Annotated in this window: 18 protein-coding genes; 11 read left to right on the top strand and 7 right to left on the bottom strand. The window is 38.4% G+C overall.

The genetic code is table 11. From position 1 onward, the window contains the following. The first annotated feature begins 78 nt into the window (after nucleotides 1–78). The 3 genes from tyrS (at nucleotide 79) to CHB68_RS10570 (ending at nucleotide 2522) form a co-directional block, all read left to right on the top strand. Complete coding sequence (gene tyrS, locus CHB68_RS10580; protein ID WP_089260851.1) at nucleotides 79–1377, top strand: tyrosine--tRNA ligase; 1299 nt, start codon at nucleotides 79–81, stop codon at nucleotides 1375–1377. 92 nt (nucleotides 1378–1469) lie between these two features. Further along, complete coding sequence (locus CHB68_RS10575) at nucleotides 1470–2003, top strand: hypothetical protein (RefSeq protein ID WP_089260850.1); 534 nt, start codon at nucleotides 1470–1472, stop codon at nucleotides 2001–2003. A 69-nt stretch (nucleotides 2004–2072) separates the two neighbouring features. Further along, nucleotides 2073–2522 (top strand): hypothetical protein, encoded by a 450-nt coding sequence (locus CHB68_RS10570; RefSeq protein ID WP_089260849.1) that lies wholly within the window; start codon nucleotides 2073–2075, stop codon nucleotides 2520–2522. Here CHB68_RS10570 and CHB68_RS10565 read toward each other — a convergent pair. The 5 genes from CHB68_RS10565 to CHB68_RS10545 all read right to left on the bottom strand — a co-directional run bounded on the left by CHB68_RS10565 (nucleotide 2519) and on the right by CHB68_RS10545 (nucleotide 9456). Beyond that, nucleotides 2519–3496 carry a LuxE/PaaK family acyltransferase gene (locus CHB68_RS10565; protein ID WP_089260848.1) on the bottom strand — a complete coding sequence of 326 codons (978 nt, stop codon included), beginning with the start codon at nucleotides 3494–3496 and terminating at the stop codon, nucleotides 2519–2521. The genes CHB68_RS10570 and CHB68_RS10565 overlap by 4 nt on opposite strands. A gap of 76 nt (nucleotides 3497–3572) precedes the next feature. Beyond that, entirely contained in the window at nucleotides 3573–3896 is a 324-nt protein-coding gene (locus CHB68_RS10560) for a T9SS type A sorting domain-containing protein (RefSeq protein ID WP_089260847.1), read from the bottom strand. 183 nt (nucleotides 3897–4079) lie between these two features. Then, on the bottom strand, nucleotides 4080–4388 hold the full coding sequence (locus CHB68_RS10555; RefSeq protein ID WP_089261254.1) for a T9SS type A sorting domain-containing protein: 309 nt from the start codon (nucleotides 4386–4388) through the stop codon (nucleotides 4080–4082). Nucleotides 4389–4534: 146 nt separating this feature from the next. Then, complete coding sequence (locus tag CHB68_RS10550; RefSeq protein ID WP_245838912.1) at nucleotides 4535–6589, bottom strand: hypothetical protein; 2055 nt, start codon at nucleotides 6587–6589, stop codon at nucleotides 4535–4537. 41 nt (nucleotides 6590–6630) lie between these two features. After that, nucleotides 6631–9456 (bottom strand): TonB-dependent receptor, encoded by a 2826-nt coding sequence (locus CHB68_RS10545; RefSeq protein WP_089260846.1) that lies wholly within the window; start codon nucleotides 9454–9456, stop codon nucleotides 6631–6633. A gap of 184 nt (nucleotides 9457–9640) precedes the next feature. Between CHB68_RS10545 and CHB68_RS10540 the strand changes: the two genes are divergently transcribed. Genes CHB68_RS10540 through CHB68_RS10520 form a run of 5 tightly spaced genes read left to right on the top strand, consistent with a single transcriptional unit; the run spans nucleotide 9641 to nucleotide 13109 of the window. After that, the gene (locus CHB68_RS10540) at nucleotides 9641–10327 is read left to right on the top strand and encodes a response regulator transcription factor (protein ID WP_089260845.1); all 687 of its coding nucleotides are present in this window, start codon (nucleotides 9641–9643) and stop codon (nucleotides 10325–10327) included. After that, nucleotides 10328–11398, top strand: a complete 1071-nt coding sequence (locus CHB68_RS10535) for a sensor histidine kinase (protein WP_245838911.1) — start codon at nucleotides 10328–10330, stop codon at nucleotides 11396–11398. It abuts the gene before it with no gap. A 52-nt stretch (nucleotides 11399–11450) separates the two neighbouring features. Further along, nucleotides 11451–12119, top strand: a complete 669-nt coding sequence (gene trmB, locus CHB68_RS10530) for a tRNA (guanosine(46)-N7)-methyltransferase TrmB (RefSeq protein WP_089260844.1) — start codon at nucleotides 11451–11453, stop codon at nucleotides 12117–12119. Between the two features lie 4 nt (nucleotides 12120–12123). Continuing rightward, nucleotides 12124–12750, top strand: coding sequence for a LysE family transporter (locus CHB68_RS10525; RefSeq protein WP_089260843.1), 627 nt, complete (start codon nucleotides 12124–12126; stop codon nucleotides 12748–12750). Between the two features lie 14 nt (nucleotides 12751–12764). Continuing rightward, the gene (locus CHB68_RS10520) at nucleotides 12765–13109 is read left to right on the top strand and encodes an MGMT family protein (protein ID WP_089260842.1); all 345 of its coding nucleotides are present in this window, start codon (nucleotides 12765–12767) and stop codon (nucleotides 13107–13109) included. Between the two features lie 2 nt (nucleotides 13110–13111). Here the strand turns inward: CHB68_RS10520 and CHB68_RS10515 are convergent, their stop codons facing one another. Together CHB68_RS10515 and CHB68_RS10510 are read right to left on the bottom strand one after the other, a co-directional pair. Next, the gene (locus tag CHB68_RS10515) at nucleotides 13112–14458 is read right to left on the bottom strand and encodes a sensor histidine kinase (protein WP_089260841.1); all 1347 of its coding nucleotides are present in this window, start codon (nucleotides 14456–14458) and stop codon (nucleotides 13112–13114) included. Beyond that, the gene (locus CHB68_RS10510; protein WP_089260840.1) at nucleotides 14458–15822 is read right to left on the bottom strand and encodes a sigma-54-dependent transcriptional regulator; all 1365 of its coding nucleotides are present in this window, start codon (nucleotides 15820–15822) and stop codon (nucleotides 14458–14460) included. Before CHB68_RS10510 ends, CHB68_RS10515 begins: the two co-directional genes overlap by 1 nt. A gap of 202 nt (nucleotides 15823–16024) precedes the next feature. Here CHB68_RS10510 and CHB68_RS10505 point away from each other — a divergent pair, with 202 nt between their 5' ends. The 3 genes from CHB68_RS10505 to CHB68_RS10495 are packed head-to-tail and all read left to right on the top strand — an operon-like array spanning nucleotide 16025 to nucleotide 19439. Beyond that, a complete protein-coding gene (locus CHB68_RS10505) occupies nucleotides 16025–17377 on the top strand; it encodes a TolC family protein (protein WP_089260839.1) in 1353 nt (450 codons plus the stop codon). Nucleotides 17378–17437: 60 nt separating this feature from the next. After that, nucleotides 17438–18688, top strand: a complete 1251-nt coding sequence (locus tag CHB68_RS10500) for an efflux RND transporter periplasmic adaptor subunit (protein WP_089260838.1) — start codon at nucleotides 17438–17440, stop codon at nucleotides 18686–18688. Between the two features lie 55 nt (nucleotides 18689–18743). After that, on the top strand, nucleotides 18744–19439 hold the full coding sequence (locus tag CHB68_RS10495) for an ABC transporter ATP-binding protein (protein WP_089260837.1): 696 nt from the start codon (nucleotides 18744–18746) through the stop codon (nucleotides 19437–19439). Nucleotides 19440–19482 lie beyond the last annotated feature (43 nt).

The raw sequence follows: 19482 nt of genomic DNA, 5'->3' as shown, positions 1-19482 counted from the left end.
ATAAATTCATGCTTTGTTCTACTGTGTACTGGCAAGAATTCCATTTATATTTGCATTTCAATTATAATTTAGAATACGATGACAACAAATTTTGTCAAGGAGTTACAATGGCGTGGAATGTTGCATGATGCAATGCCGGGAACAGAAGAACATCTTATGGAAGGAATGCAGGCTGCATACGTTGGTATTGATCCAACCGCAGATTCGTTGCATATAGGTCATTTGGTCGGTGTCATGATGTTGCGCCACTTTCAATTGGCGGGCCACAAGCCCTATGCATTGATAGGAGGTGCCACAGGAATGATCGGTGATCCATCGGGAAAATCTGCCGAGCGTAATTTACTTGATGAAAAAACTTTGCGTCATAATGAAAATGCGCTTAAGGAACAATTGTCCCGCTTTTTGGATTTTTCGGTAGATGGAGATAATGCGGCGGTCTTGGTCAACAATTACGACTGGATGAAGAATTTTTCTTTTTTAGAGTTCATAAGGGATGTAGGCAAGCATATTACCGTTAACTACATGATGTCCAAGGATTCGGTTAAAAAAAGGTTGTCCGCGGAAGCCAAGGAGGGCATGTCTTTTACGGAATTTACCTACCAATTGGTACAAGGTTATGATTTTCTTCACCTATATCGTGAGCATAACTGTAGCCTTCAAATGGGTGGTAGTGATCAATGGGGCAATATAACTACGGGAACGGAACTGATTAGAAGAATAGCCGGTGGAAAGGGCTATGCGCTTACATGTCCGCTGATCACCAAAGCAGATGGCACAAAATTCGGTAAGACAGAAGGGGGAAATATTTGGTTGGATGCAGAGCGTACTTCACCGTATAAATTTTATCAATATTGGTTGAATACCTCAGATACCGATGCGGAAAAATATATAAAGATTTTTACCTTCCTGGGCCAACAGGAAATTGAAGCGTTGATAGAGAAACATCAAGAAGCGCCCCATTTACGATTACTGCAGAAACGTTTGGCAGATGAGGTCACCGTTATGGTTCATTCACAGGACGATTTGGACAATGCCGTTCGCGCAAGTGAAATATTGTTTGGAAGATCTACTGGTTCCGATTTAAAAGGCTTGAACGAAAAAACGTTTTTGGAAATTTTTGAAGGGGTCCCCCAAGCGGAACTTTCAAAATCCGAGCTGACTGATGGTTTGGATATGATCGGTGCCTTGTCCGCAAAAACCAGTTTCTTGGGATCCAACGGGGAAGCAAGGAGAGAACTGAAACAAAATTCCATTTCGGTAAATAAAGAGAAAGTAAAGGAAGATTATCTCATTACGCCCAATGACTTGATCAATAATAAGTTTGTACTCTTGCAAAGAGGTAAAAAAAATTATTTTGTACTGGTATTCAATGATTAGCAAATAGTTCTTTTTTATATCGTATATGTATCCCCTTAATTTTTAAAATAATTAATGGGATACTTCGTTATAAAGGATAAAACCCCTGAACTATGATCAAAAAATATATCTCAATTATATGTCTACTCGCTCTTTTTTCTTCTTGTGATAAACTAGACGAATTAACAAAATTTGATATGGAATATAGCCAGCGTGCTACTATACCATCTACTGCGGGTATAGATTTACCTTTTGATGTATTTACTCCGGAGACCGAAACAAACTCAGAATCTAAATTTGCGGTAAACGATACCAGAAAAGACCTTATTGAGGAAATCGTATTGACAGAATTGGAAATGGTCATTCTTTCTCCCGATGATTCTGATTTTAGTTTTTTAAATTCCATTGAGGTATTCATTTCTGCAGAAGGCTTGGAAGAAATACAAATTGCTTACTTGAACGAAGTTCCGGAAAACGCCGGTAATACCATTAGCTTATTGACTTCTGATGCCGATTTAAAGGAATATATAAAAAAAGACGAGTTTTCCTTACGTCTTAATACGGTTACAGATGAATTAATGAGTTCCGATCACGAGCTGGAAGTTAATTCTACCTTTTTTGTGGATGCTAAGATTTTAGGATTATAATTTATTGGCGAATTTTACGCAACGTTTTTGTTTTAAGGCATCTACTTAATAGGTTAAAACTGTCATCATATGGGAAAATTTGCTGCTTTTACATTAGTATTATTACTATTGATTTCATGTTCCAGTGAGGATGACTTTGGGTTGGAATCAACACAATTTGTTTTCTCTGAGCAAAAATGGGAGCTGGTCAAAATGACGGAAAGTTGGGCAAATACTGAAACTACTGGTAGTGATATGGCATGGCAAGAGTACTATATATTTACCCCAGAAGGTACTTTTTTGAAATCGCGTACGGTTGATGAAGTCAATACTATAGCCGAAGGAACTTTTGAGGTTATGGAGTTTGAAGATGATGATGCACATTATTTGGAACTTACCTTTACAACAGGAAATGGTCTTGCGGCAAATTGTACAGGTGATGATAAGGAACTGTTAATGTATAGAACTTCCAGCATGATTTCCAGTTTATGGATGGCTTGTGATGGTCCAGGTCTGGATTATGTGCTGAGTAAGAATTAAAGCACCATTAGGTTGCAGCCTCTTATATCAGAGTTGTCAAATCTGCCAATTACTTCAAAAGAGCCATCATTGTTGACTTTTCCAAGGTCTTGGGTAGCAATAAAGGAACAAGAATTTATGTTGGCCAGGTCAATAATATTGATGCCTCCGTTTTTTCCTATTTTTTGATAGCTTAACGGATCTTCAGTATCACGAATCAGTACCTGCATCCAAGGAGGGCAATGGAATATACCTTCACCTTTGGAATACGCCTGTGACAACAACTCCGTCATGCCATATTCGGAATGAATTTCAGATACTCCAAAACCACCTTTTAATAGATGATGCAACTCTTGGCGAACAAGCTCCTTACGTCTGCCTTTCATACCACCGGTTTCCATAATAATGGTATTTTGGAGGGATAACTGATATTTTTCGGTAAACTCCAAAAGAGCAAAAGAAACACCAATGATAAGTAGCTTGGTATTGGTTCTTTGCAGTTCTAAAATCAACTGGTGCAAACGATCATATTCATTTAGGAAAAAACCACTTTTTGGGTGTTGGGATTTTGTGATCAGGTCCTCAACCATATAAATTAGCGAAGAGCCTGTGCGCTCTAAATACGATGGTAAGAGAGCCAGTACACAATAGTCCTCAATAGCGCCGTAAAAATGCGTAAAAGCCTTTAAATAACTATGTTCATATACTTGTAGGTCGGTAACAAAATGTTTGCTTGTTTGGCTGCCCGTTGTACCGCTACTGGTAAAAATAATTTCTTCGTGGCCGGTAGAACTTACTACTTTTTTAGATTTGAAAAATTCTATGGGTAAAAACGGAATCTGTTCCAATTTCGTCACGGTACCTGTATCAACGCCCAAATGATTACAAAAGGAACGGTATATAACGTTATTGTGGTATTGAAATGAAAATATGCGCAGGGCGTGGGCTAAAAAATCCTCGCGGTTGCGTATAGTAAATATAGAATTTTGCTCCATGGAATATATCCGCTTAAAGCAAAGGTACTGAACCAATTTATTTTATTGGTTCGTTGGGGGCATATTGTAAGGGGCGTTATTTAACGATCAACTTTCGGGTAATAGTTTTTTCGTCCTCGGTAACCTGAACAACATAGACACCGGCAGAAAGTCTGGAAATGTTCAAGGCCTTGGTGTGCAATCTATCCGTAAGCACCAATTCACCGAAAACGTCATAGATTTTCACTTCCTTTAAATTGTTTTTTTCTGTAGTTACGTAGACCACATCTGCTATTACAGGATTTGGATAGAGTTTAAATCCAGCAATTTCGTCATTGTGTAATTGATTTATATCAATGGTTTCTTGGGCGTAAACACCAAAGGAAAGTACCATAAGTAGCAAAAAGTAGATTTTCTTCATTTTAATTGATTTGGGATCAACAATATAAAGGTACTTATATGCTAAACTATGGGTTTGAAAATGTTGTGAAAGCTAAGATTATGTAGGTCAATTAGATACGGAATGTTCTTTATCGGAATTTTATGTATTTAATCGATTGTAGTAATTGGGGTATGGCTTAATAAATAGAGATAGATTACCTATTTATTTTACGATCAATTTTCTAGTGGCCATTTTATCTTTTTCAAAAACACGCAACACATATACACCGGCATCAAGGTCGGAAAGATTAAGTTCTTTTCCCAATATGGTTGTTTTTAACAATACCGTTCCAAAAACATCGTAGATAAAAATTTCCTTGGGAGCATTTAGGTCGGTTGAAATAAAAACTTTACCTGTAGTAACCGGATTTGGGTACATGCTAAAACCATCAATATCCCCATTGCTTTGGGTACTTTGCCCATAGCTGAAGGATACAAATAGGAAAAAGATAACGAGGTAAAGATGCTTCATACGCATTTACATACAAAATGTATACCACAAATATAGGAATATTGATTCCTGAATGTCAAGGGACTAGCACGTTTCTTTTAAATTTTTCGATGAAATGCAAAAAAGCCCGCAAATTGCGGGCTTATTATTAAAAAATATGCGATAATTTAGTTTCCAGTTGCCCAAGCGAAAATAGCCACATCAACAGCAGTACCGTTAAAAACATCATCATCTACGGTAGTAAGAGCTGTACCGTCTACGATGACATTCTCTAATGGTCCGTTGTCTTTCATGTCAACATTGGTATCATAACCAGAAAGACTAACGTTTGTTAGCGTAGCTCCAGAAGTAGCTTTGAATTGTAAAGCTGTACCACCAACTGTAGAAACAGCAGTGAAATCTATTAACTTAGGATTTCCGTTTGCTTTATCGGCTTCAACAGCGGTAGAGAAACCTTCTTGATTATGCAAAACGTAAGCCGTAGTTACGGTTCCGTTCCAACCTTCTGTCCAGTCAATAGAATCATCTTGGTTGTTTTCGAAGTATAAGTTTGAAGCAGAAACTGTACCGCCAAAGAACTCAACACCATCATCTTCACCATCGATCATTGCAACGTTGTCAATAGTAGTTTCAGAACCTACAGCATAAAGAGTAAGACCGTTGTACTGAGACTCGGCATTAATCTGGGCACCTGCATTTTTTATGATCAAGTAGCTTATAGAACCTGAGTTGTCTGTATCATTAGTGCCACCGTATTTGAAATCGCCTACTTCAGCAGTAGCATCAATACCTTCTGTAGTAGTGGCATCTCCTAAAATCACCAATCCGCCCCAATCGCCAGGATTGTCGTTCGTAGAGGTCATTACAACAGGATCGGCTTCTGTTCCTTCTATTACAATTTTACCTCCTCTTTGAACAACGATGTAAGTTTCGGTTTCATCACCTGATTCCACTTGAGCACTAATGGTGGTACCTGCAGGAATAGTAAGTGTTGCACCATCTTCAACGCTATAGTTTTTAGACAATAAGTAGTTGATGTTGGCATCTAAGGTAAGGTCACTGGTCAAGTTCCCTGTTAAAATACTGCTTCCAACAGTGGTATCTGTATTTACCCAATCAAAAATAGCGATATCTACAGTTGCATTGGAATTATAGCTATTTTCTGGGTCGCCAGCTACACCATCTATGATTACGTTGGCCAAAGGACCATTGTCCTTCATGTCTATTGAAGTAGCATAACCACTTAAAGAAAGTCCGGTAATTGTAGCCCCGGAAGTTGCTTTAAATTGTAAAGCGGTACCACCTACCGTTGAAACTGCCGTAAAGTTTATTAGCTTAGGATTTCCGTTTGCTTTATCGGCTTCAACTGCAGTTGAGAAACCTTCTTTTGTATGCAGTACATACGCATTGGTAACGGTTCCGTTCCAACCTTCTGTCCAATCGATAGAATCGTCTTGGTTGTTTTCAAAATATAAGTTGGTAGCAGAAACTGTTCCGCCAAAAAACTCAACACCATCATCGTCCCCATCGATCATAGCTACGTTATCAATAGTAGTTTCAGAACCTACTGCGTAAAGTGTAAGTCCGTTGTACTGCGATTCCGCATTAATTTGCGCACCGGCATGTTTTATGATCAAGTAGCTAATGGATCCGGAATTATCGGCATCGTTAGACCCCCCGTATTTAAAGTTGCCAACTTCTGCTGTTGCGTCAACACCTTCAGTAGTAGTAGCGTCTCCTAATAAGACCAAACCACCCCATTGACCGGCTTCTCCACCTGTAGATTGCATAATTACGGGAGCCGCAGCAGTACCTTGGATATCTATTTCCCCACCTCTTTGAACAACGATATACGTTTCGGTTTCATCACCGGACTCCACCGTTGCATTGATTACCGTACCTGCAGGGATAATTAATTTACCACCGGCTTCAATACTGTAGTTTTTCTCTAAAGTGTAGGTTTTAGAAGCATCCAGCGTTCTTTCTTCGGATAATTGTCCGGTTAAAGTAGTGCTTTCTTCTGGGTTGGTATCTTCGCAAGCAGTACAAGAACCACCACAGTCAACCCCTGTTTCATCACCGTTTTTTATACCATCGGTACAAGTTGGTGTTACTGCATCTGGACCATCGTCCGGATCGTTGTCATCATTGCTACAGCTCACAAATGTCATTGCTGCCATTAGGACAAAAACTTTTACAAAATTTCTCGTTTTCAATTTCATAATAAAAATCATTAAGGTTACTAATTATTAATTGGTTTGCATTAAAACTTGTAATTAAGACCTAGGCTAATGCCCATGCCGGTTGAGTATGAACTTACAGTTTGTTCCTGCTCTATTTCTGTAACAGGATTGCGAACGAGTTGAGTTTGTTTTATTTCTGGATTCAATAAATTATTTCCTAAAAGGCTTACTTTAAGATGCTCGCCAAATTCTTTGCTGATTTGTGCATTTAGTACTACAAATCCCTTTTCTACAATAGCGTCATCATAGAATATGTCTCTATTGGTTTGATCCGTTGGTACGCCTAAAGAATAAATTTTATCTGATGCATAATTGGCGTTCAAGGATATGGCAAAAGGATTGTCACCTGCCGTATCATAATTTAGGCTGGTGTTAAAAATCCAGTCAGAGGCGCCTTGTAAATCGGTCTCTGTAATTCCTTTGTATTGGAAGCTTCTTAGTAGACCGCCTTGCTCATTATATATTTCCTTTAGATCTTGTTGGTGCCACATACGGGTTACGTTAAGAACCATGTTCAGATTATAACCAGATGCATCGCCATCATCGTTAAAGGTAGGTTTTACAAGGTCTAATTTGGTCTCTGCTTCCAGACCGAATATCTCTGCTTTTTCACCAGAATTGAAATATGAGAAAATACCGGCGGAACCTCTTTCCCTAACCCTGTTGATAGGATCCGAGATATCTTTATAGAAAGCGGCTACTGAAATTAATTCTCCCGCAGATGGGAAATATTCCCATTTTAAATCTAGGTTGATATCCTTGGAAGCGATCAAATCTGGATTACCGCGTGTAATCTGCCCTGTTGGGGAAACATAACTGAAAGGTGCGATCTCCTTGAATTCCGGAAGGGTAATAGTACGGCTAACCGCCAAACGCAATGCATGAAGGTCATTGATCGTATATTTTACATTTAAGCTAGGGTAAAAATTGCTGTAATCTTGATTACTTTCACCTGTTCTTGGAGATAGGTTGCCTATGTCATAGGTTACATCTATTTCATCTCTCTGGTATCTTAATCCTGCATCAAAATTCCATTGGTCCAGGCCTACGTTAAAAGAGAAGAACGCCGCTTTTGAATCTAGGGTTCCCAAATAAATATCCTTTCTTTCGCCATTTGCATTGGAACCTAAAAGGTTAATTTCCAAAAGTCCGGCATCAAAATATGATTGGCGAAAAATTACACCTAAATTGTCAATAGAGGTAGGGTTGACCGCATTGGTATTTATTTCTTCTACCCCAACAAACTCAGAGCTGAAATCACGCTCCTTGTTCCTGTAGGAAACTCCAAAGTTGAGTTTAAAGTTTCTATTTTCCTCATCAATAACCTTAAGTTCATCCTTTAAGTAGGCACTGAATTCGTTGTCCTTTATTTTCTGGTTTGATTTTCGTTGTTGAAAACCGCCATTTCTACCAAGTTGCACCAATGTACCATCTGGGTCAAAATTGACTTCGTTCCTAATTCTGTTTGGTTCATCCGCATTTAGAAGGTTATACCCACCTGCCCATTGCAAAGTATTTTTTTCACCAATTTGGTGTCTACCTATTAACTGGGTGATCAACAATCTTGTCTGCTTTGTATTTTGGTCCCTGATAAATTGGAACAAACCTTCACTTGGACTGGTTTCCTCAAAAATAGTGGCTTCCCCGTTGCGCCCGCCTTCAAAAACATTTTCGTCTAGCTTGTTTACAAAAAATGTACTAGATTTTATCTTGTTCTTGGCATTGGCCAAGTACGTTATGTCCAATAGGCCACTATTAACAATTTTCTTTTGATACGTAGTTGCATCGGTAATGGTATCATCTATAAAGTTGGAACGAAATTGTCTAAATAAACCTTCCCTATGTTCAAAAGAGCGTGAATGGGAAGCGGTAAAGAAAACAGAAAGTTGTTCCGCTATCTTTTTACCTGCGGTTATGGACATGGAATAATCCATTGGGTTTTCTTGCTGCAAAGTATTCCAGCCTTGATTTGTGATTAACTGTTGGGTGGTAAGGCTTTGGTCATAAAATCCAAATGTGGTATTTTTTGAATTTTGCGAGATTTTGAAATTATCGAATACACCGCTTTTGGCCACATTTGAATTTACACCGCCGGATACTCCTACGGCCAATTCGCTTGATCCGGCCAATTCCCTAGAGGTAATATTGATGTTACCTGAAGCTTGGTCTGCGGACCCGTCTACCCCGTATGTTTTACTGATGCTCACATTCTGGAGCACACGCGTAGGAAATAAGGATAGGTTTATGTTCTTTTTGTCGATGTCGTCAGATGGTACGGGCAAACCATTTAAGGTAGAGGACAGATATCTATCGCCCAAACCTCTTACGAAAACATCCCCGGTAGCTTCACTACTGGTAACTCCAGAGATTTTAGTAGTTGCCGTTGCGGCATCGGAAACGCCAATTTTCGCAAGTTCTACGGCGCCAATACTTTCCTTTATCTCAACGGCTCTCTTCTGATCCAATAACAAAGCGGTTTCAGAGTCCTTTCTTGCCACGGTCGTAACGGTTACTTCGTCAAGGGAAACTCCTTGAGATGCACTTAAGGGTACATCTATAGTGGTAACTTTACCCGCAATTACCTCAACATTGGGTATTTCTACCGTTTCATATCCTAAATAGCTATAGGAAATTGTGTAAATACCAGGCTCAACACCGGATATTTCATATAATCCATCAAAATCAGAGGTTGTACCTTTTGTAGTGCCTTTGATCAAAACATTGGCAAATGCCAAGGGTTCGTCATTAACTTCTTTGTCCGTTAATGTACCAACAATGCTTCCGGTATCCTGTGCAGTCACATTTACCAGCGCAAATAGGAATGTAAAAATTAATAATTTGTTCATCAGTTATTTCTATTCTTTAATCAGCGGCAAAGGACGTCAGTAGTTGTAAAGGTCGGGTTACCCCCATGTTAAACCTTTATTTTTTTAGTGTTACCTAAATGTTACTACATTAAATCAATGTTAAGAGACGTTTCTGTAATAGTATTATCTTTACTTTTGAGCGAATCAATCCAATTAGAAAACCATGAAAAAGAAGGATATTAGGATACTTTTAGTTGATGATGAGCCGGATATTCTTGAAATCGTAGCTTATAATCTTTCTGCCGAGGGGTATGATGTATATACTGCCAAAAACGGGGCGGACGGAGTATCCAAGGCAAAGAAAAAATTACCACACTTGATCATTTTAGATGTAATGATGCCAGAGATGGATGGTATTGAAGCTTGTGAAATTTTAAGAAAGACACCTGGTATGGAAAATACCATCATAACCTTTTTGACCGCAAGGGGAGAGGATTATTCCCAAGTGGCCGGTTTTGATGCTGGTGCAGATGATTATATTACCAAGCCCATAAAACCAAAAGTATTGGTAAGTAAGGTCAATGCACTTTTAAGACGTCTTAAGAACGAGGAAAACGCCCAAGAGGATATTGTTAAGGTAGGTGATATCGTTATCAATAGGGAAGAGTATAAGATCATCAAGAAAGGAGTTGAGATTATTCTGCCCAGAAAGGAATTTGAACTCCTTGCATTGTTGACCTCCAAGCCCAGTAAAGTATTTAAAAGAGATGTAATTCTGGACAAGGTTTGGGGTAATGAAGTGGTCGTAGGAGGCCGTACCATAGACGTCCATATTAGAAAACTTAGAGAAAAAATTGGTGAAGACCATTTTAAGACGGTAAAAGGGGTAGGATATAAGTTTGTACTATAAATGGCAGCGCCGGTACGTTCCAAAAAATCATATCGATTTGCATTTCGCTCATCTGTTTATATCGCTTTGATCAGTACAATGGTCATGGCCTTTTTGCTGTGGTCGTTCAATGAGTTGAACTGGGTAGTGGTTATAGTTACCGCGCTTACACTTTTTGTGACCTCCTTCGTGACCTTACAGATAAGAATAGATAAGTTTATTTACAAAAAGATCAAAAAGATCTATGATGATGTGGAGTTGTTGGAGTCTTCCACTTTGCCCTCATATCCGGTAACCACGGATATGCGCACATTGACCGCGGAAATTGAAAAATTTGCCAAGGACAAGAAAATAGAAATCGATACTTTAAAAATACGGGAAGAGTACCGTAAGGATTTTTTGGGCAACGTATCCCATGAGCTCAAGACACCGCTGTTTACCGTACAAGGATATTTGGAAACGTTATTGGATGGTGCGATCGATGATAAAAACGTCAGGAAAAAATATATTTATAGGGCGAACAAGGCGGTTGATAGATTGATCTATATTGTTAAAGACCTGGACCTTATTACCAAATTGGAAGTTGGGGACCTTAGGTTGGAAAAACAATCGTTCAATATCATAGAGTTGATACAGAGCGTTTTTGACCTGTTGGAAATGAAGGCCGATAAGAAAAATATAACCCTCACCTTTGATATTCCTTACCCGGAGCCCATTATGGTTTATGCTGATAAAGAAAAAATACAGCAGGTATTGACCAATCTTTTGGTCAATTCCATTAAATACGGAAATGAAAAAGGTACCACGGAAATTAGCGTTGAAAATCTAGTGAAGAATAAAGTAATTGTAAGGGTCACGGACAATGGTGAGGGAATACCGGCAGTACATATTCCAAGGCTTTTTGAACGTTTTTATAGGGTAGACCAAAGTGGTAGTAGGCGTGAGGGTGGTTCTGGTCTGGGCCTTGCCATTGTTAAACATGTCATTGAGGCACACGGGGAGAAAATTTTTGTGGAAAGTGCAGTTGAGGTAGGTTCTGAGTTTTCCTTTACCCTAGAGAAAAGTTCTTCCCAAATAGAGGATAAGCAGTAAGCGCTAAGCTTCTGTTTTTTCTTAGCTTTGCCCTTGTATTGATAAGAAAATTGTGGGAAGCAAAAATAAATTAAAGAGATTTCAGGAAAACGAAACGTTTTCAAACGTTATTCAGCCAACTAGGGAAGAGGTTGTGGGCGGATTTTCGCTTAAAGGAAAATGGCAGGCACACTTTAAAAATGATAATCCCATAGTTTTGGAACTGGGCTGTGGAAAAGGGGAATATACCATTGGTCTGGCGAAGAAATTTCCGGATAGGAATTTTATAGGTATTGATATTAAGGGCGCCCGTTTTTGGAAAGGTGCCAAGATGGCCATTGAGCAAAACTTGTCCAATGTTGCTTTTGTACGTACCCAAATAGAATTGATCGACCATATTTTTGGGGCCCAGGAAGTTACCGAGATATGGATTACCTTTCCCGATCCACAGATTAAATATAAGCGCACTAAACATCGTATGACCAATAAGGCGTTTTTGGAACGGTATAGGCAAATTTTAAAGTCCAACGGTACTGTTAATCTTAAGACCGATAGTGAATTTATGCACGGTTATACCTTAGGACTGCTACATGGACTAGGATTGGAAGTCCTGTATGCCAACCATGATGTGTATAAGAATGAAGGAAGCCCCAAAGAGGTTTTGGAAATACAGACTTTCTATGAAAATCAGTATCTTGAAAAGGGAAAACCTATTACCTTTATTAGGTTCAAGGTAAACTGATCAAATGCAACAATTGCCAACCTTATTTGTATTTACCTTCGCAGCCGCTTTTTTAGCATCGTTGCCACCCGGGCTGCTTAATTTAAATGCAGCCAAGACCAGTGTTGAAAAAGGAAAGGCAAACGGATTGATTTTTGCTTTGGGCGTGGCCATTGCGGTTATGCTGCAAACCTATATTGCGGTGCGTATAGCAAAACTGATTTCCCGAAACCAACATGTGGTGGAATTATTGTTGCAAACAGCGCTTTTGGTATTTTTTATATTGGCCATTTTCTTTTTTATAAAAGGAAGAAAACAAGTGAATAGGCCATTTATCATTACCGATGCCAAAAAGCGCAACAGTTTCTCCAAAGGAATTTTTCTGGCCCTTATCAATCTTTTGGCAATTCCTTATTATAGTGGGTTGAATACCGTTTTTCATTCCCAAGGTTTTATGACCTATATGATTATGGACGAGGTCCTGTTCATTCTTGCGGCGGGTAGCGGAACGTTTTGGGCCATGTATTTGTACGTTATCTATTTTAAAAAATGGGAACATAAAACAACCGCCTTTACCAAGAACAGTAATTACATTTTAAGTGGATTAATGGTACTATTGTTCATTATTACTTGCTTAAGATTGTTTAATTAAAACTTTGTCATCCTATGAAACCTGAAAATGAAAACTTTTTTGAAAGGGTGTACCAAGTGGTTAGGTTAATACCAGAGGGTCGCGTGACCTCCTATGGTGCAGTGGCAAAATATTTGGGTGCGGCGCGTAGTGCAAGAATGGTAGGTTGGGCAATGAACGCATCTCATAACATGGAAGATATTCCTGCCCATAGGGTGGTCAATAAAGCAGGATTGTTAACGGGCAAACATCATTTTGATGGTACCAACCTCATGCAACAATTGTTAGAGGCAGAAGGTGTTCTAATTAAAGATTTGCAAATAGTGAATTTAGATAAACATTTCTGGGACCCGTACATAGAATTACGTGCAGAGCTATAGTCTTATTGAAACGTTAAGGTAAATGTCGTTGTTTCATTGGATGCAACACGTATAGAGCCACCGTGCATGCGCATGATTTGCTTGCTAAGGCTTAGTCCTATTCCGGTTCCGTTGCTTTTTGTGGTAAAAAAAGGAACAAATACTTCATCTAACATTTCAGGAGAAATTCCTGGTCCGTTATCGGTTACGGTAATAAATTGTTTGCCGTTTACATCCTCTCCTGCCTTAATCGTGATTACCCCATTTTCATGACCTATTAAAGCCTGTTGTGCGTTTTTGCCCAGGTTTAAAAGAATTTGGGTCAGTTGTTTTTCGTCAATATAAAGTTCCAGATTTTCCGGGTGCGCAGATACTTCTAAAACAATGTCATGGCCATTGGTATATTCTTGGAGCAACATTCTAACTTTTTCTAGGAGTTTAGAGGCGGGTATAAGTTCCCGATCAGGTTCCGGTACACTCAAGAAGGTTCTATAGGATTGTACAAAACTCATAAGGTCATTACCTTGTTCCTTAATGACTTCCAGACCTTTGGCCGAATTTTTTATCTGTTGTTCCCCAAATTCTTCTGGGGTAGAAAGTTGATTTCCTTTTTTAAAATATTTTAATATTGATTCTGAAATAGAGGTTATAGGGGTAATGGTATTCATGATTTCATGTGTTAATACCCTAATAAGTTTAACCCAGGAATCTGTTTCCTTATCATCCAGTTCTTTTTGAATATCATGGACAATGACCAATAATAGTTGTTTGTTCTCTATGGATATTGGGGTGCATTTTAAGGTCAATTCTTTTTTGCCCCGTTCATTGCCTAGTGCATAGATGGTACTTTCAAAAGGTTTCAAGTTTTCAAACAATCCGTATAGGTTGGGGTCTATTTGTTTTAATTGCTTAACATGGTTAAGGGGTCTGTAGTTGAGCAGGTTTTGTACGGTTGGGTTGGCATATAAAATGTGGCCCTTGTCGTTTATGGTAAATATCCCAATATCGGCCTGTTTTAAAATTTCCTCGTAATACTGTTCTTGGGCTTGCTTTTTAAGATGAATTTCTTGAATCATATTGTTCAACATATTCAAACTATGGTTCAGCTCTTCTATTGATTTTACACTAAGTTTTTCTGGAAAACGTAAGGTGAAATCCTCATTCTTGATCGCATCGAAAAAGTAGGCAATTTTTCGGTTGGTCTGGTTTACATAATGTACAAGTCCGTAAGCTTGTGCAATAAATACAAACCCGAACAGTATGGAAAGTAGATAGTGTTCCTTAAAGGATAGGAAAGCGATCAACAAAGCGCAGGCTGCTATGAGAACAATTCTTAGAACAAGTTGATAGTAAATACTTTTGCTGACCATTATTTACTGAATTTTTTAAGTTTGTTATATAAGGTCTGTCTAGATATACCTAGTTGATCTGCTGCAGCACTGTAGTTTCCGTCATGATCGTCCAACGCTTTGTTAATCATGACCAATTCCATTTCTTCAAGAGTTTTAGGTCCGTTTTCAACGGTCATGTTCGTCTTTGTTTCCAAAAGAAAATCGGTCGGTTTCAAGACATTTCCTTCAGATAAAATAACCGCACGTTCCATAGTATGTAACAACTCCCTTACGTTCCCCGGCCAGGCATAATTTTTTAATTTTTCTTGGGCAGACTGGTTGATTTTTAAACTTGGTTTTCCATATTTATGGGCGAATTTTTTAAGAAAGAAATCAGATAGGACCAGCACATCATTGTCGCGTTCCCTTAATGGGGGTACTTGAACCTGTATGGTATTGATCCTATACAAAAGGTCTTCGCGAAATAAGCCATCGGCAACCATTTGATCAAGGTTACAATTGGTTGCACAAATTAATCTAATATCTACCGGTATGGGTTTGTTTGATCCCACACGTACCACTACCCGGTTCTGAATTACGGACAATAATTTGGCCTGCATCTGTAGGGAAAGATTACCTATTTCATCAAGGAACAAGGTGCCGCCATTGGCAGCTTCAAACTTACCTGCACGGTCATCTTTGGCATCGGTAAAAGAACCTTTGACATGGCCAAAAAGTTCGCTTTCAAATAAATTTTCGGAAATAGAACCCATATCCACAGAAATAAAAACCTCATTGTTTCGTGCAGATGATTTATGAAGTTCTCTGGCGATAAGTTCTTTTCCAGTACCGTTCTCCCCGGTTACTAATATATTGACGTCGGTTTTGGCAACTTTCTGCACAAGGCTCATTACACTATTAAGTGCTTTTGAATTACCAATGATGTAATTGGAATTCTGATTGATAACCTGTTTTAGGTTACTCTCTTTCTGTTTTAAGTGTTGTACTTCTTTCTGTGATTTTCTAAGTTCATAGGCAGATTTGACCGTTGTAAGCAGGCGTTCATTGTTCCATGGTTTCAGCACAAAATCCGTTGCTCCTTCTTTTAGGGCTTCAACAGCCAATTCTACCGCTCCATAGGCGGTCATCATAATCACCGAGATATGGGGAGCCTTCTTTTTTATTTCGCGCAACCAGTATAGACCCTCGTTTCCTGTATTTACCCCGGCAGAAAAATTCATATCCAATAATATGATATCTATTTCCTTAAGGTTGGGAAAAGATGAAAGTAAATTTGGGTTAGAAATGGTTTGTACACTTTTATATTCAAACTGTAGCAAAATCTCAAGAGCGCTGAGCACGCTTTTGGTATCATCTATTACAAGAATCTTTGCATCGATCATGGTTACATTCTTTTTAACTCATTTAAATCTACACATAGAAGTTTGTATTTTCATATCACTGTAAAAAAATTTGACAATATCTGTACAACATTTTTACACTGATATATTAATATTAAATTTAATTATGATGTAAATAACTGTAAATCAATAATTTAAAATTATGGCACGCATATAGTATAGAGAATGGCATACCAATAGAAAAATGATTAAAAAATTTAAAATAACGACACTTTTGCTGCTGACCATTTGGGCATCTGTATTTGCCCAAGAAAGTTGGACATTAGATGAATGTGTTTCATATGCCTTAGCGCATAATTTACAGTTGAATGATTTTAAGTATACCAATCAATCTAATAAAGAAACCTATAGACAATCGGTTCGTAACTTGTTGCCTTCGGTAAATGCATCATCTAGTTATCTTGTTAATTATGGTAGGGCAGAAGATCCCAATACGGGAACATTTGTAAATCAGGATTTCTACTCTAATAATTATTCGTTGGAGTCCTCCATTGATTTGTTTCGGGGATTTCAAAAAATAAATGCCATTAAAGCATCTAAATTATTGTTCAAGGCAACCAAAGAAGATGTGCTGCAACAAAAATATTTATTGGCATTTAGGGTAATGCAAGCCTTTTATGATATTCAGTTTTTTGAAGGATTGGTAGAAATCTCAAAAGAACAATTAACGGTATCGCAAACCAATTACAGTTTGGTAGAAAAGCAGGTAGAATTAGGCTTAAAAGCCGGTGCCGATCTTTATGAGGCAGAGTCGTTACTATTGACCGATAAATTGAACGTAACACAAAGTGCCAATCAATTGGCGACGGCAAAATTAACCTTGATTCAAGAAATGAACTTGGAGAACACCTCTGAAATTGAAATTACAAAAGAACTGCCGCAAGTAGTGGCGGATGCAGCTGTTAACGAAATAACATCTGATTCTGTTTATAACGAAGCTCGCGAGTTTTTACCATTGATAAAAGCACAGGAGTTAAGAGCCAAGGCAGCAAAAAAGCAAGTTGCAGTCTCCAGGGGAAGATTGTACCCGTCACTTTCTTTCTTTGCAGGTATTGGTACTGGGTATTTTGAAACTACAAGAGACACATTGGGGAATACCTTGCCTTTTAGACAGCAGTTTAGGGATAACACTTCTCAGTACTGGGGAATAAATTTAAGTGTACCTATTAGTAACGGTTGGTCTGCACGATCACAGGTAAAGCAATCTAAAATAGAAAAGCTTCGTGCAGAGAATAATTTAAAGACACAAGAGCAAGAGCTGTTTCAAACCATTCAGCAATTAGTGCAAGATTATAATTCATTAGTAGTAGAATTGGTGCAGAGCAACCAAAAAATGGAGGCGCAGAATTTAGCCTTTACCATTGCTCAAAAAAGATATGAAAAAGGACTGATAAATGCTCTAGAGCTTTTTACCGCCAAAAATTTATATGCGAGTGCACAAAATGAGAATTTACAGGTGAAACTACGTTCAGAGATCAATAAAAGCACATTGGACTTTTACCGAGGACTACCAGTATTTAATATCGAAGCCAACTAAATTTTTATTTGGAACGAACAAACGAACAAACGAATAACGAAGAACGAACAAACGATTACCATGGATATAAAATTAGAAAAGAAAAAAGGATTGAAGCCAAAACACTACGGTTACATTGCCCTGGGTGTATTGCTACTATTTGTAGGTTACCAACTGTTATTTGCCAGTTCGGTATCCACATTTAGAACCGAGAAAGATAAACTATCGGTGGCTGAGGTGTCTGCAGGAAAGTTCGATGATTATATTACCATTAACGGTAACGTTGCGCCTATTGCAACTATTTATATGGATGCCTATGAAGGTGGTCGTGTAAGCGAAAAGTTAATAGAAGAAGGTGCTATGGTCAAAAAAGGCGATATTATCTTAAAGCTGGAAAACATGAATCTGTACGAACAGATTTTGGCGAGTGAAAGTAACCTGGCATTAAAGCAAAACGATTTGCGTTCCACAAAATTGAATTTCGATTCTAGACAGGTAGAAGGTAGAAAGTCATTGGCAACGGCAAGTACAGATCTGCAGCGTTTAAAGAGAAATTACGAACAGAACAAAGCGTTGTTCGATGAGGAATTGATTTCTAGGGAAGCCTATCAACTATCAAAAGAAAACTATGAACTGTCTCAAAAGCAGTATGAAATTGTAAAGCTACAGACCGAGCAAGATGATGAATTAAGGGAAACTTCATTAAGAGGTCTGGATACCGATTTGGCACGTATGCAAAAAACATTGGGTATGGTGTACCAAAGGCTGGATCATTTAAATGTACGGGCTCCTGCAGATGGTCAATTAGGGTTTTTAGATGCCGAAATTGGGCAGAGTATTGCTCAAGGGCAACGCATAGGGCAAATCAACGTATTAACAGATTATAAAATAGAGGCAGATATAGACGAGCATTATATTGATCGTGTAAAAAGAGACCTTACAGCGGTTTTAGAGCGTAATGGCGCAGAATTTCCGTTGCGTTTACGTAAAGTATATCCAGAGGTTAGAAATGGTAGGTTCAAGGTAGATTTGGTATTTACGGATAATAAGCCAGAGACCATACGTTCAGGACAGAGTTACAATATTAAATTACAATTGGGTGAATCTAACGATGCGCTGTTATTACCAAAAGGAAGCTTTTTTCAAAGTACCGGCGGGCAATGGATATTTGTAGTAAATCCAGATGGGGGAGAAGCCATTAAAAGAAATATTAGAATAGGGAAACAGAATTCTAGATACTATGAAGTATTGGAAGGCTTGGAACCAGGGGAAAAAGTAATAACTAGTAACTACGATAATTTCGGGGAAGCGGAAAGAATCGTCTTAAAATAAAACTGTCACATCAGAGAATTTTCGATGTCATTATAACAATCAAAAAGAAGGAAACATGATAACCATTACAAACCTAAAAAAGAGTTTTAGAACAGAAGAAGTAGAAACCTTGGCGTTGAACAATGTCAACCTAAAAGTAGAGGACGGGGAGTTCGTTGCAATTATGGGTCCGTCCGGTTGTGGCAAGTCTACTTTGTTGAATATTATTGGTATGCTGGATAACCCAACGGAGGGTAGCTACAATTTTGCCGGCAATGAAGTTGGTGGTTTAAAGGAAAGTCAACGTACCCAACTGCGTAAGGGTAATTTAGGTTTTGTCTTTCAAAGCTTTAATTTAATAGATGAGCTTACCGTTTTTGAAAACGTAGAGCTACCATTGATTTATTTAAAAATGGGAAAGGCAGAACGTAAGGAAAAAGTTATGAAGGTGTTGGAGCGTATGAAAATAGCGCATAGGGAAAAACATTTTCCGCAGCAATTATCAGGTGGTCAGCAGCAACGTGTTGCCATATCAAGAGCGGTGGTTACCAATCCGAAATTAATACTTGCCGATGAGCCAACGGGGAACTTGGATTCTAAAAACGGAATTGAAGTAATGAACTTGTTGACAGAATTGAACCAAGAAGGAACCACAATAGTAATGGTAACACACTCGGACAGAGACTCACATTACGCGCATAGAGTTGTAAATCTATTCGACGGTCAAATCGTAACTGAAAGTCAGAATAGGGCTATAGGTGCCATGATGTAAGGGAGTTTATTTATCAATCAATCATTTTGTCCGTCATTGAACA

Origin of the sequence: Maribacter sedimenticola, assembly GCF_900188415.1 — a bacterium.
Taxonomy (GTDB): domain Bacteria; phylum Bacteroidota; class Bacteroidia; order Flavobacteriales; family Flavobacteriaceae; genus Maribacter; species Maribacter sedimenticola.
Note: the sequence above shows the minus strand (reverse complement) of the source record. Positions and strands in the feature narration are given on the sequence as shown.